Here is an 11,958-nt window from a genome sequence, read left to right as displayed (position 1 = left end):
GACGGCCGCCAGCGGATTGCCCAACCCCCTGACCGCTCGCCGCGGAGGATCACACGCCCATTCTGCGTCCGCCGGCCGGGTCCCGCACGCGGTCAGTGCCCGTTCTGGGCCAGCCGCAGCAGATGGTCCGCCAGGGCCTGTCCCCCGCTGGGATCCCGGCTGATCAACAGCAGGGTGTCGTCACCGGCGATCGTCCCCAGGATGTCGTGCAGTTCCGCCTGGTCGATGGCGGAGGCCAGGAACTGCGCGGCCCCCGGAGGAGTCCGCAGGACCACCAGATTCGCCGAGGCCTCAGCGGAGATCAGCAGCTCCTGGGAGAGCCGTCGCATCCGCTCCTCCTTCGCCGACTCCCCCAGCGGAGCGCGCGGCGTACGGAAGCCGCCCTCGCTCGGCACCGCGTAGATCAGGTCGCCGTCGGTGTTGCGGATCTTCACCGCGTTCAGCTCGTCGAGATCCCGGCTGAGCGTCGCCTGCGTGACGTTCAGCCCGTCGTCGGCGAGCAGCTTCGCCAGCTGGCTCTGCGACCGCACCGGCTGCCGGTTGAGGATGTCCACGATCCGGCGGTGCCGTGCGGTGCGGGTCTGCGGCACGGCGGGGCCGGCCCCGTTCGCCGCCTCGTGGTCCTGGGCCTCGCTCATCGTCGTCTCATTCTCCGGATCGTCCGTCCCCGTCCACAGGGCTCGCCGTGTCGAGGATGCCGGGCAGCGCCCGGAGCAGCGCACCCACCTCGTCGTCGCGGAGATTCAGCGGCGGCATGAGCCGTACGACGTCAGGGGCGGGCGCGTTCACCAGGAACCCGGCCTCCTGGGCCGCCTGCTGCACCTGCGCTGCGCGCGGCCCGGTGAGCACGATACCCAGGAGCAGGCCCGCGCCCCGGACATGATCGATCAACGGGTGGTTCAGGGCCTCGACACCGTCCCGCAACCTCTCGCTCTGCCGCTTGACGTTGTCGAGCAGGCCCTCGCCCTCGATGGTGTCGAGTACGGCGAGTCCGGCGGCGCAGGCGACCGGGTTGCCGCCGAAGGTGGTCCCGTGCTGGCCGGGGCGGAGCAGTTCGGCGGCCCGGCCGAAGGCCACGGTCGCGCCGAGCGGCAGCCCGCCGCCGAGTTGCTTGGCGAGGGTGACGACGTCGGGCAGCACGCCCTCGTGGGCCTGGTACTCGAACCATGTGCCGGTCCGCCCGATGCCGGTCTGCACCTCGTCCAGGACGAGGAGTGCCCCCGTGGCGGCGGTGATCGCGCGGGCCGCCTTGAGGTAGCCGGCCGGGGGCACGACGACGCCGTTCTCGCCCTGGACCGGCTCGATGACCACCAGGGCGGTGTCCTCGGTGACCGCGGCGGCCAGCGCCTGCGCGTCGCCGTAGGGGACGTGGGTGACCTCGCCGGGCAGCGGCCGGAAGGGGTCCTGCTTGGCGGGCTGGCCGGTGAGCGCGAGGGCACCCATCGTGCGGCCGTGGAAGCCGCCGTCGGTGGCGACCATGTGGGTGCGCCCGGTGAGCCGGCCGATCTTGAAGGCGGCCTCGTTGGCCTCGGCGCCGGAGTTGCAGAAGAAGACCCGGCCCTCCCGGCCGAACAGCGTGAGCAGCCGTTCGGCGAGGGCGACGGTCGGCTCGGCCATGAAGAAGTTCGAGATGTGGCCGAGGGAGCCGATCTGCCGGCTCACGGCCTCGACGATCGCGGGGTGGGCGTGGCCGAGCGCGTTGGTGGCGATGCCGCCGACGAAGTCGAGGTACTCCCGGCCCTCGGCGTCCCACACCCTGGTGCCCTCGCCGCGGACGAGGGGCAGGCGCGGGGTGCCGTAGTTGTTCATGAGCGCGCCCTGCCAGCGCTGGGTCAGGTCCTGGTTGCCCGTCACTGCGCGTCCCCCTCAAGCTCGTCGGGCACGACCATGGTGCCGATGCCCTCGTCGGTGAAGATCTCCAGCAGGATCGAGTGCTGGACCCGGCCGTCGATGACACGGGCGGTCGTCACGCCGTTGCGTACGGCGTGCAGGCAGCCCTCCATCTTCGGCACCATGCCGGAACTCAGCTCCGGCAGCAGTTTCTCCAGTTGGGAAGCGGTGAGCCTGCTGATCACCTCGTCGGAGTGCGGCCAGTCCTCGTAGAGGCCCTCGACGTCGGTGAGGACCATGAGGGTTTCGGCGCCCAGTGCCGCAGCGAGTGCCGCAGCCGCCGTATCAGCATTGACGTTGTAGACATGTGCGTCGTCCTCGGAGCGGGCGATCGAGGAGACGACCGGGATACGGCCGTCGGCCAGCAGCGCCTCGATCGCGCCCGTGTCGAGGGCGGTGATCTCGCCGACGCGTCCGATGTCGACCGGCTCGCCGTCGATCTCGGGGGTGTGCTTGGTGGCGGTGATGGTGTGCGCGTCCTCGCCGGTCAGTCCCACGGCGAACGGTCCGTGCTGGTTGAGCATGCCGACCAGCTCGCGCTGCACCTGCCCGGCGAGCACCATCCGTACGACGTCCATGGCGTCCTCGGTGGTGACGCGCAGGCCCGCCTTGAACTCGCTGACGATGCCGTGCCTGTCGAGGGCGGCACTGATCTGCGGGCCGCCGCCGTGCACGACGACCGGCTTGAGGCCGGCGTGCCGCAGGAAGACGACGTCCTGGGCGAAGGCGGCCTTCAGCTCCTCGTTCACCATGGCGTTGCCGCCGAACTTGATGACGACGATCTTGCCGTGGTGCCGGGTCAGCCAGGGCAGCGCCTCGATGAGGATCCGGGCTTTCGGCAGTGCCGTGTGTTTCCGCGTCGTGGTCATGAGGAGTAGGCGCTGTTCTCGTGGACGTAGTCGGCGGTCAGGTCGTTGGTCCAGATGGTCGCGGTCTCGGCGCCGGCGGCCAGGTCGGCCACGATGTGGACCTCGCGGTAGCGCATGTCGACCAGCTCGCGGTCCTCGCCGACGCTGCCGTTCTTGCAGACCCAGACGCCGTTGATGGCGACGTTGAGCTGGTCCGGCTCGAAGGCGGCCCTGGTGGTGCCGATCGCGGAGAGCACGCGGCCCCAGTTGGGGTCCTCGCCGTGGATCGCGCACTTGAGGAGGTTGTTGCGGGCGATGGAGCGGCCCACCTCGACGGCGTCCTCCTCGCTCGCCGCGTTGATCACCTCGACCTTGATGTCCTTGCTGGCGCCCTCGGCGTCCCGGACGAGCTGCTGTCCGAGGTCGTCGCAGACCTGCCGTACGGCCTCGGCGAACTCCTCGTACTCCGGGGCGATGCCGGAGGCGCCCGAGGCGAGGAGCAGGACGGTGTCGTTGGTGGACATGCAACCGTCGGAGTCGACGCGGTCGAAGGTGACCTTGGTGGCCGCGCGCAGGGCCTTGTCCAGGGTCTCGTCGTCCAGGTCGGCGTCGGTGGTGAGGACGACGAGCATGGTGGCGAGGCCCGGCGCGAGCATGCCCGCGCCCTTGGCCATGCCGCCGACGGTCCAGCCGTCCTTCGTCACCACCGAGGTCTTGTGGACGGTGTCGGTGGTCTTGATGGCGATGGCGGCCTTCTCTCCGCCGTGCTCGCTCAGGGAGGCGGCGGCGGTCTCCACACCGCTCAGGAGCTTGTCCATGGGGAGCGGCACGCCGATGAGGCCGGTGGAGCAGACGGCGACCTCGATGGCGCCGCGACCGAGCACCTCGGCGACCTTCTCGGCGGTGGCGTGGGTGTCCTGGAAGCCCTGGGGGCCGGTACAGGCGTTGGCGCCGCCGGAGTTGAGGACGACCGCCGAGACCTGGCCGCTGGCCAGGACCTGCTCGGACCAGAGCACCGGCGCGGCCTTGACACGGTTGGAGGTGAAGACGCCCGCGGCGGCACGGCGGGGCCCGTTGTTGACCACGAGGGCCAGGTCGGGGTTGCCGTTCTCCTTGATCCCGGCGGCGATGCCCGCCGCCGTGAATCCCTTGGCTGCCGTGACACTCACGGTGCGACTCCGATCGTGGAAAGCCCGGTGGTCTCGTCGAGACCGAGGGCGATGTTCATGCTCTGGAGGGCACCGCCCGCGGTGCCCTTGGTCAGGTTGTCGATGGCGCTGATCGCGATGATGCGGCCCACGGCGGCGTCGTACGCGACCTGCACCTGAACGGCGTTGGAACCGTGGACGGACGCCGTCGCCGGCCACTGGCCCTCGGGGAGCAGATGGACGAAGGGCTCGTCGGCGTACGCCTTCTCGTAGGCGGCGCGGACGGAGTCCGCCGTCACCCCGCCGACGGCCTTGGCGCTGCATGTGGCGAGGATGCCGCGCGCCATCGGCGCGAGGGTCGGCGTGAAGGAGACCCGCACGGTCTCCCCGGCCACCCCGCTGAGGTTCTGGATCATCTCGGGGGTGTGCCGGTGGCCGCCGCCGACGCCGTACGGCGACATGGACCCCATGACCTCGCTGCCGAGCAGGTGCGGCTTGGGCGCCTTGCCCGCGCCGGAGGTGCCGGACGCGGCGACGATCACCGCCTCGGGCTCGGCGAGTCCGGCCGCGTAGGCCGGGTACAGGGCGAGGGAGACGGCGGTCGGGTAGCAACCGGGCACCGCGATGCGCTTGGAGCCCGTGAGCCGGGTGCGGGCGCCCGGAAGTTCGGGGAGGCCGTAGGGCCAGGTGCCGGCGTGCGGGGAGCCGTAGAACCTCTCCCAGTCGGCCGGGTCCTGGAGGCGGAAGTCGGCTCCCATGTCGATCACGAGGACGTCGGGGCCGAGCTGCTCGGCGACGGCGGCGGACTGCCCGTGCGGCAGCGCGAGGAAGACGACATCATGCCGACGGCCCTGCCCGGCGAGGGCCTCGGGCGTGGTCTCGGTCAGCACGCGGTCGGCCAGCGGCAGCAGATGCGGCTGGAGCGCGCCGAGCCGCTGTCCGGCGTTGGAGTTTGCGGTCAGGGCACCGATCTCGACCTCGGGGTGCGCGAGGAGCAGGCGCAGGACCTCTCCGCCCGCGTATCCGCTCGCTCCGGCCACCGCCGCACGTACTGCCATGTCCATCCTCCTCCTGGATGGCATGACTATACGTATCGCTGCACGTTTATGCAATCGACTTGGGCAGCATCACCCAGCGCGAGACGACGAAGGTGACCGGGATCGCCGCCGCGGAGGCGAGCAGCGGGGCGAAGCGGCTGCCGGCGTGCAGGAGGTCGACGATCACATAGACACCCGCCGTGGTGATCAGGAAATTGGTCACGTTCGTCAGCGGGAACAGCAGGAATTTCCGCCAGGTGGGCCGGGTCCGGTAGGTGAAGCGCGCGTTCAGGAAAAAGGACCCGATCATGCTGAGCAGAAAAGCCAGGATATGCGCGGCCAGATAAGGAAGAGCGGTCAGGAACAACAGGTAAAGACAGTAGTAGGTCGCCGTGTTCACGACGCCGACCGCCGCGAAGGTCATAATCTGCCGCATCAGGGGATGAGATCTTTCGTCCGTTCCACGTTGGTCGCCTTCACCAGGAAGTGCGGGCGCCCCTTCACCTCGTAGTAGATGCGGCCGGTGTACTCCCCGATGACTCCCAGCATGACCATCTGTACGCCCGCCAGGGCGGTGACGGCGGTGATGATGGTCACATAGCCGGGGGTCTGGACGCCGTGGGCGAGCGCGGCGCCCACGATCCAGGCGGTGTAGAGGCCGGCGCACAGCAGCAGCCCCACGCCGAGCCAGAGCGCGGCGCGCAGCGGGCGGTTGTTGAAGGACAGCAGGCCGTCGAGGCCGTAGTTGAGCAGGCCGCGCAGGTTCCAGGAGCTGCGGCCGGCCTCGCGCGCGGCGTTCTGGTACTCGAAGGTGGTGCTCGGGAAGCCCACCCAGGCGAACAGGCCCTTGGAGAAGCGGTTGTACTCGGTGAGGGCCAGCACCGCGTCCACCACCCGGCGCGACAGCAGCCGGAAGTCCCCGACGCCGTCGACGAGTTCGACGTCGACCAGGCGGTTGACGAGCCGGTAGTACAGCCGGGCGGTGAGAGTCCGGGTGAGCCGGTCGCCGGTGCGGGTGCGCTTGGCGATGACCTGGTCGTGGCCCTGTTCGCGCAGCTCGACCATCCGCTTGATCAGCGCCGGCGGGTGCTGGAGGTCGGCGTCCATGACGATCACCGAGTCGCCCGAGGCGTGCCGCAGGCCGGCGAGCAGCGCCGCCTCCTTGCCGAAGTTGCGGCTGAAGGAGACGTACCGCACCCGGGAGTCCAGGTCCGCCAGCTCCTTGAGGACGGCGAGCGTACCGTCCCGGCTGCCGTCGTCCACGTACACGAACTCCATGTCGTGGCCGAGGGGCAGCAGTTCCTCGGCGACCTTCTGGACCTCCACGTGGAAGCGGGCGAGGACGTCTTCCTCGTTGTAGCAGGGCGCGACGATCGATATCAGCATGAGGGGTCCCCCCTGGGCGCGGTCAGAGAGCGGTGGTCACGCGCTCGCGCGGTGATGTGGTCGTGGGCGGCGCCGGGGCGCGCCGGCGCCGGACGGCGGCGACGGCGGCGAGCAGGACGAGGGTCAGCAGCGAGGCGGCGCCCACGGTCAGGCCCAGCCGCAGGCCGGGTGGGTGGAAGGTGCAGGTCAGGCTGGTGGCGGTGCCGTCGAGGGGCACGGCGATCAGGCCGTGGAAGTCATCGGCGGGCCGCTCGGGTCCGTCGCCGGTGGCGCAGCGCCAGCCGGCGATCCGGGGGGCCGCGACGACCGCGATGCCCTTGCTCCCGGCGGGCAGCTGGGCCCGTACCGTGGCGTCGGACACGGTCACCTCGGTGGCGCCGGTCGCCTTCAGGCGGGCGGCGGCGGTGGCCAGCCGGGCCGTGTCCAGGCAGCCGACGGCGCCGGAGGGGATGCCGCCGGGCCGGTCCGGCCGCAGCTCGATGCGCAGCGCCCCTGAGGCGGGGGCGGTGCCGAGCGGCTCCATGGCGGCGCGGTTGCGCGGGAACTCGAACCGGAACCGGGCGGACTGCCCGGCGCCGACGAGCCGCGCGGTGCCGGAGAAGTGCGGGGCCCACAGGTGGACCTGGGTGCCGGCCGGGCACCGGGCGGTGATCGTCGGCCGGGCCAGGGCGTTCCCGGTGCCGACCCGGCGGGACGGGACCGGCCGCCCGCCGTCGTCGCGCACGGTGACGCGGGGCACGGTGTAGACGCGGCTGCCCAGCAGCAGTTCCTGGTTGCGGTACGGCGACGGCCCGAAGGGTTTCCTGTCGGGCGCGGCCCGGACGGTGACCAGGGGCGGTACGTCCCGCCGGGTGACGGTCACCGGGCCGGCGTGCGGGGACAGGTACTTCTGGTGCGGGTCGGGCGGGGAGTGCACCCGGGCGCCGACCGAGAGGACGACGTCCGTGACGGCGTTGTCCAGGCTCTGCACGTTCCGCCCGCGCGAGGTCCAGCCGTCGCCGAGGGCGGTGAGGGTGCGGCTGAGGACGTCCGAGGTCAGGCTGCTGTAGTACTGGGCGCCCTCGCCGCCCACCAGCAGCGGGTCGTTGCCGACGGTCTGCTCGCGGCCGGGGTCGGTGCGGTACCGGGGCCAGTCGTCGGCCCCGGCGATCGCCGCCGCCTGCGTCTCCTGCCGCTGCCCCCAGGGCGCGTAGTCGTCCAGGTGCCCCAGGCGCAGCCGGGTGTCCACGGCCGAGGTGGCGGCCGTCTCGCCCACCTGGGCGCCGAGGAGCAGGACGACGGCCAGCCCGGCGAGCCGGGTGCGCTGCCCGGCGCGGCCGAGCAGGGCCAGGCCGCCGAGGGTGCCCGCGAGGGCGAGCAGCAGCACCGCCCAGGTGTACGGCCGCATCAGCGCGCTGCGGCTCGCGACGGCGACGACCAGCGCGAGCAGCGCGGTCGCCGCGCCGAGGGCGCGCCGGTCGGGCAGGCCGTACGCCACGGCGTGCCAGGCGGCGATGACCAGCAGGCCGCACAGCACGAACGCCTGCCGGTAGGCGCTGCCCTGCGGGGTGGCGAAGGCGTGCCAGACCAGGTGGGTGGGGCCCCACTGGAGGGACAGGGCCACCGCGAGCGCCAGCGCCGTCCAGCCGGTGCGCACCGGGACCGGGACCGCGCGGTGGAAGGGCAGCGCCAGGGCGAGGAGCAGGGCGGTGATGCCGACGTAGAGGGCCGGGGAGCCGAAGCCGTAGGTCGCGGGCAGCAGCCGGGCGGCCACGTCCTCGGTGGGCACGGGGGCGAACTGGCGTACGCGGCCGGGGTAGGCGTGCTTCGTGCCGAAGTAGATGACCGTCACGAGCGGGGCGGCGAGGCCCACACCGAGGGCGGTGGTGACGGCGGCACGGCCGGCCGTGGCGAGCGCCTGCCGGCGCGGCGGGCGGGCGAGCAGCAGGCGCAGCAGCAGGACGAGGGCGGCGCCGAGGGTGGCCATGTAGGCGGTGTAGAAGTTGGCGGTCCAGGCGAGGGCGACGATCAGGACGCCGGTCAGGCGCCGGCGTCCGGTGAGCGCCCACTCGCCCACCAGGCACAGCAGCGGCAGGGCGATCAGGCCGTCGAGCCACATGGGGTTGTAGGAGGCGTCGGCCGTGCTCCAGCCGCACAGCGCGTACGCGGCGCCGAGCAGGCCCGCCGCCCACCAGCGGCCGGGGCGCAGGGTGAGCAGCAGCCAGGCCATGGCCGCGGCGGCGGAGGCGGTCTTCAGGAGGGTGACGGCGTAGACGGCGAGGTCGATCTCGTCGCGCGGGAAGAGGGCGACGAGCAGGGCGTAGGGGCTGCCGAGGTAGGTGCCGAGGTCGGGCAGGAAGCTGGAACCGTAGCCGGACTGCCAGTTGACGAGCAGGCCGCCGTGCGCCCTGCCGTGCAGCAGGTCCCACAGGTGGGCGTGGAAGGGCACGTACTGGTTGCCGAGGTCGTTGACGCTGCGGGTGCGGGGGCCGAAGGGGTAGCCGCGCGCCAGCACGTCACCGGCGCAGAATGCGGTGATCGTGACGGCCGCGGCGAGCAGGGCGGCGGCCTGCCGCGGTCGGGATATCGCTTTCACACCCTGTTCCTGTCCGGGTGTCGCGGCGAGTTCCCGTGCGCGAGGTCACTTTCGCCGGTCGGGTTACTGCGATGCATTTTCGGCGGTCCTCATCAGAATGTGTGCCCCATCGATTCGCCGACTTAGACGGAGCGTGATTCCGGATGGTTGTGCGCTCACCGAAAAGTGAGGCGGCATCCTCCGAATACGGGAAACACCGCGTGAATTTCATGTCCGGCCAGAAAACATTTGCTTTCCGGCAGGTGTTCTCAAGGTGAACCGGCCTTGCGGGCCGCGTAGGCCCGGGCCGCCCGGACCCGGTTGCCGCACTTGGTGGTGCACCAGCGGCGGGCGCCGTGGGAGCGCAGGAACCAGCGGGCGCACCCCTGGGCGGCGCACTCGGTGAGCTGGTCCGCGTCGGCGCCGGTGAGCAGGTCGGTGGCGTCCTCGGCGAGCTGGGAGAGCGCGGCGGCGGCCGGGTTGCCGGAGTCGGGGACGTCGGCGCGGCGGGGACCGTCGGCGGTCCAGGTCAGCCGGGGGGTGGCGGGGGCGGCGGCGAGGGTGGCGTTGAGGGTGTCGAGGGCATCGGCGGGCGGCTGGGTCCCGGCGGCCCGGGCGGCGAAGAGGGCGCGCAGCGCCTCGCGCAGGGCCCGCAGGCGGCCGGACTGCCTGCCGTTCAGGGGCACCCGGTCGGGCAGCAGCGCGTGCCGGACCAGCCACAGGTGCGCGGCCTCGGTGTCGTCGAGCAGGTCGACCTGGCCGTGGCTGACCGTGAACCGCGTGTTGACCAGCGCGAGCGCGGCGTAACGGTCCTCGCCGGGCACGGGGAGCTGATGCAGGTGGACGGGGGCCTCGTGATACACGCCTCTCATGGTAGTCCTTGCGGTTCTCCGTGAGGAAGGCTTAGCGTGCCTCACGGAGAACCAAGCAGGAAACCGTGAGAGGTGGGCCGTCGTGGGCTTCGACGTGGACGCGCTGCGCAAGGACTTCCCGATCCTTCGGCGGACGGTGGCGAGCGGCGCGCCGCTCGTCTATCTGGACTCCGGGGCCACCACCCAGAAGCCGCTCCAGGTCCTGGACGCCGAGCGGGACTTCTACTTCACGCACAACGCGGCCGTACACCGCGGGGCGCACCAGCTGGCGGGCGAGGCGACGGAGGCGTACGAGCAGGCCCGGCACACGGTCGCCCGGTTCATCGGCGCGGCCGACGACGAGGTGGTCTTCACCAAGAACACCACCGAGGGCATCAACCTGGTCGCCTACGCGCTGGGCAACGCCGGCCGGCTCGGCCCCGGCGACCGGATCGTTGTGACCGAGATGGAGCACCACGCGAACCTGGTCCCCTGGCAGCAGCTCGCCGAGCGGACCGGCGCGACCCTGGACTGGTTCGGCCTCACCGACGAGGGCCGCCTCGACCTGTCCCGGGCGGACGAGCTGCTGGACGAGCGCACCAGGGTGCTCGCCGTCACCCACCAGTCCAACGTCCTCGGCACGCTCAACCCGGTGCGCGCGCTCGCCGACCGCGCGCACGCCCACGGCACCCTCGTGGTCGTGGACGGCGCCCAGTCCGTCCCCCACCGCCCGGTCGACGTGGGCGAGCTGGGCGCGGACTTCCTCGCCTTCTCCGGGCACAAGATGCTGGGCCCGAACGGCGTCGGTGTGCTGTGGGGCCGTGCCGAGCTGCTCGCCGGGCTGCCGCCCTTCCTCACCGGCGGCTCGATGATCGAGATCGTGGAGATGGACCGCACCACCTTCCTGCCGCCGCCGCAGCGCTTCGAGGCGGGCGTGCCGATGACCGCGCAGGCGGTGGGGCTCGCGGCGGCGGTGGAGTACCTGGAGCGGCTGGGCATGGCGGAGGTGGCGGCGTACGAGGACACGCTCACCGCCCGCGCCCTTCAGCTGCTCGCCGAGGTGCCCGGGGTCCGGGTGGTCGGCCCCACCGACCTCACCGACCGGGGCTCGGCCGTCTCCTTCACGGTCGACGGCATCCACCCGCACGACGTCGGCCAGGTGCTGGACGAGCGGGGCGTCGCCGTCCGCGTCGGCCACCACTGCGCCCGCCCGGTCGTCCGCCGGTACGGCATCCCGGCGACCACCCGGGCGAGCTTCTACGTCTACAACACCCTGGCCGAGGTGGACGCCCTGGTGGACGGCGTCCGCGCAGCTCAGAAGTACTTCGACGGGTGACGCCCGGCCGGGCTTGACCTGGAGCGCGCTCCAGGTTCTACGGTTCTTGTCATGACCAGCGGACAGCCCCTCCCGGCGGACCGGGAGCCCTCCCTGACCATCGCCCAGGTCGCCGAGCGCACCGGTCTCTCGCACGACACGCTGCGGTACTACGAGAAGGCCGGCCTGATCGAGCGGGTCGGCCGGACCACCGGCAACCAGCGGCGCTATCAGGCGGCGGACCTGGCCTGGCTGGAGTTCCTGCTCCGGCTGCGCGAGACCGGCATGTCCATCGCGGACATGCAGCGCTTCGCCCGGCTGCGGGCAGCGGGGGACGCGACGGTCGCCGACCGGCTGGCGATGCTGCGCGAGCACCGCGCCGACCTGGCCGACCGGATCAGGGCACTGCGGCGCAACGCCGCCGCGCTGGACGACAAGATCGACCACTACGAGCAGCTGCTGCGTGAGCGGCGGCCGGGGACGGACGAGCAGACATGAGCGAGAGCACCACCCGGGACGAGCGTTTCGCCCACGGCCTCGAGGTCCTGCGGAAGGTCGACGGCGAGGCCGGGCAGCGGGTCGTCGACGCGCTCGCCGACATCAGCCCGGAACTGGGGCACCAGGTCGTCGCCTGGGCCTTCGGGGAGATCTACGACCGGCCCGGGCTCGCCCCGCGCGACCGCCAGCTGGTCACCCTGGGCATGCTCACCGCGCTGGGCGGCTGCGAGGCCCAGCTGGACGTGCACGTGAACGCGGCCCTCAACGTCGGGCTCACGCCCGAGGAGATCACGGAGGCGCTGCTGCACTCCGCCGTCTACTGCGGCATGCCGAAGGCGCTCAACGCCACCTTCGCCGCGAAGAAGGTCTTCGCCGAGCGCGGGCTGCTGCCGCTCGGACAGCAGCCCGCACCGGACACCGCTTCGGCGTGA

General features: G+C 72.1%; 12 protein-coding genes. 3 read left to right on the top strand and 9 right to left on the bottom strand.

The genetic code is table 11. From position 1 onward, the window contains the following. Nucleotides 1-92: 92 nt before the first annotated feature. The 9 genes from ACZ4WH_RS03020 to ACZ4WH_RS02980 all read right to left on the bottom strand — a co-directional run bounded on the left by ACZ4WH_RS03020 (nucleotide 93) and on the right by ACZ4WH_RS02980 (nucleotide 9,735). The gene (locus ACZ4WH_RS03020; RefSeq protein ID WP_030654810.1) at nucleotides 93-638 is read right to left on the bottom strand and encodes an arginine repressor; all 546 of its coding nucleotides are present in this window, start codon (nucleotides 636-638) and stop codon (nucleotides 93-95) included. Nucleotides 639-645: 7 nt separating this feature from the next. Beyond that, nucleotides 646-1,854, bottom strand: a complete 1,209-nt coding sequence (locus ACZ4WH_RS03015) for an acetylornithine transaminase (protein WP_468176001.1) — start codon at nucleotides 1,852-1,854, stop codon at nucleotides 646-648. Beyond that, nucleotides 1,851-2,759 (bottom strand): acetylglutamate kinase, encoded by a 909-nt coding sequence (argB, locus tag ACZ4WH_RS03010; protein ID WP_468175999.1) that lies wholly within the window; start codon nucleotides 2,757-2,759, stop codon nucleotides 1,851-1,853. The genes ACZ4WH_RS03015 and argB overlap by 4 nt, the downstream gene beginning before the upstream one ends. Continuing rightward, the gene (gene argJ / locus ACZ4WH_RS03005) at nucleotides 2,756-3,907 is read right to left on the bottom strand and encodes a bifunctional glutamate N-acetyltransferase/amino-acid acetyltransferase ArgJ (protein WP_468175997.1); all 1,152 of its coding nucleotides are present in this window, start codon (nucleotides 3,905-3,907) and stop codon (nucleotides 2,756-2,758) included. The genes argB and argJ overlap by 4 nt, the downstream gene beginning before the upstream one ends. Next, nucleotides 3,904-4,944, bottom strand: a complete 1,041-nt coding sequence (gene argC, locus ACZ4WH_RS03000) for an N-acetyl-gamma-glutamyl-phosphate reductase (RefSeq protein ID WP_468175995.1) — start codon at nucleotides 4,942-4,944, stop codon at nucleotides 3,904-3,906. The genes argJ and argC overlap by 4 nt, the downstream gene beginning before the upstream one ends. Nucleotides 4,945-4,990: 46 nt before the next feature. Continuing rightward, nucleotides 4,991-5,359 carry a GtrA family protein gene (locus ACZ4WH_RS02995; RefSeq protein ID WP_468175993.1) on the bottom strand — a complete coding sequence of 123 codons (369 nt, stop codon included), beginning with the start codon at nucleotides 5,357-5,359 and terminating at the stop codon, nucleotides 4,991-4,993. Further along, on the bottom strand, nucleotides 5,359-6,309 hold the full coding sequence (locus ACZ4WH_RS02990; protein ID WP_468175990.1) for a glycosyltransferase family 2 protein: 951 nt from the start codon (nucleotides 6,307-6,309) through the stop codon (nucleotides 5,359-5,361). Before ACZ4WH_RS02990 ends, ACZ4WH_RS02995 begins: the two co-directional genes overlap by 1 nt. A 22-nt stretch (nucleotides 6,310-6,331) precedes the next feature. Further along, nucleotides 6,332-8,884, bottom strand: coding sequence for a YfhO family protein (locus ACZ4WH_RS02985; protein ID WP_468175988.1), 2,553 nt, complete (start codon nucleotides 8,882-8,884; stop codon nucleotides 6,332-6,334). A 248-nt stretch (nucleotides 8,885-9,132) separates the two neighbouring features. Then, a complete protein-coding gene (locus ACZ4WH_RS02980) occupies nucleotides 9,133-9,735 on the bottom strand; it encodes an ABATE domain-containing protein (RefSeq protein ID WP_468175986.1) in 603 nt (200 codons plus the stop codon). Between the two features lie 82 nt (nucleotides 9,736-9,817). Here ACZ4WH_RS02980 and ACZ4WH_RS02975 point away from each other — a divergent pair, with 82 nt between their 5' ends. From ACZ4WH_RS02975 to ACZ4WH_RS02965, 3 genes are read left to right on the top strand one after another with little or no spacing between them, the layout of a single operon-like run. Continuing rightward, nucleotides 9,818-11,050, top strand: a complete 1,233-nt coding sequence (locus ACZ4WH_RS02975) for a cysteine desulfurase (protein ID WP_468175984.1) — start codon at nucleotides 9,818-9,820, stop codon at nucleotides 11,048-11,050. 51 nt (nucleotides 11,051-11,101) lie between these two features. Continuing rightward, nucleotides 11,102-11,527 (top strand): MerR family transcriptional regulator, encoded by a 426-nt coding sequence (locus tag ACZ4WH_RS02970; protein WP_468175982.1) that lies wholly within the window; start codon nucleotides 11,102-11,104, stop codon nucleotides 11,525-11,527. Continuing rightward, nucleotides 11,524-11,958, top strand: coding sequence for a carboxymuconolactone decarboxylase family protein (locus ACZ4WH_RS02965; protein WP_468175980.1), 435 nt, complete (start codon nucleotides 11,524-11,526; stop codon nucleotides 11,956-11,958). The genes ACZ4WH_RS02970 and ACZ4WH_RS02965 overlap by 4 nt, the downstream gene beginning before the upstream one ends.

The sequence above is a fragment of the Streptomyces sp. NPDC029138 genome, from assembly GCF_055564375.1.
The sequence above is the reverse complement of the archived record's forward strand: the minus strand, read 5'-3'. Positions and strand labels throughout refer to the sequence as shown.

What these genes read in the sequence shown, in the direction of transcription:
- ACZ4WH_RS03020 (WP_030654810.1), bottom strand. Translation starts at nt 638, where the DNA reads ATGAGCGAGGCCCAGGACCACGAGGCGGCGAACGGGGCCGGCCCCGCC.
- argB (WP_468175999.1), bottom strand. Translation starts at nt 2,759, where the DNA reads ATGACCACGACGCGGAAACACACGGCACTGCCGAAAGCCCGGATCCTC.
- argC (WP_468175995.1), bottom strand. Translation starts at nt 4,944, where the DNA reads ATGGCAGTACGTGCGGCGGTGGCCGGAGCGAGCGGATACGCGGGCGGA.
- ACZ4WH_RS02995 (WP_468175993.1), bottom strand. Translation starts at nt 5,359, where the DNA reads ATGCGGCAGATTATGACCTTCGCGGCGGTCGGCGTCGTGAACACGGCG.
- ACZ4WH_RS02990 (WP_468175990.1), bottom strand. Translation starts at nt 6,309, where the DNA reads ATGCTGATATCGATCGTCGCGCCCTGCTACAACGAGGAAGACGTCCTC.
- ACZ4WH_RS02980 (WP_468175986.1), bottom strand. Translation starts at nt 9,735, where the DNA reads ATGAGAGGCGTGTATCACGAGGCCCCCGTCCACCTGCATCAGCTCCCC.
- ACZ4WH_RS02970 (WP_468175982.1), top strand. Translation starts at nt 11,102, where the DNA reads ATGACCAGCGGACAGCCCCTCCCGGCGGACCGGGAGCCCTCCCTGACC.
- ACZ4WH_RS02965 (WP_468175980.1), top strand. Translation starts at nt 11,524, where the DNA reads ATGAGCGAGAGCACCACCCGGGACGAGCGTTTCGCCCACGGCCTCGAG.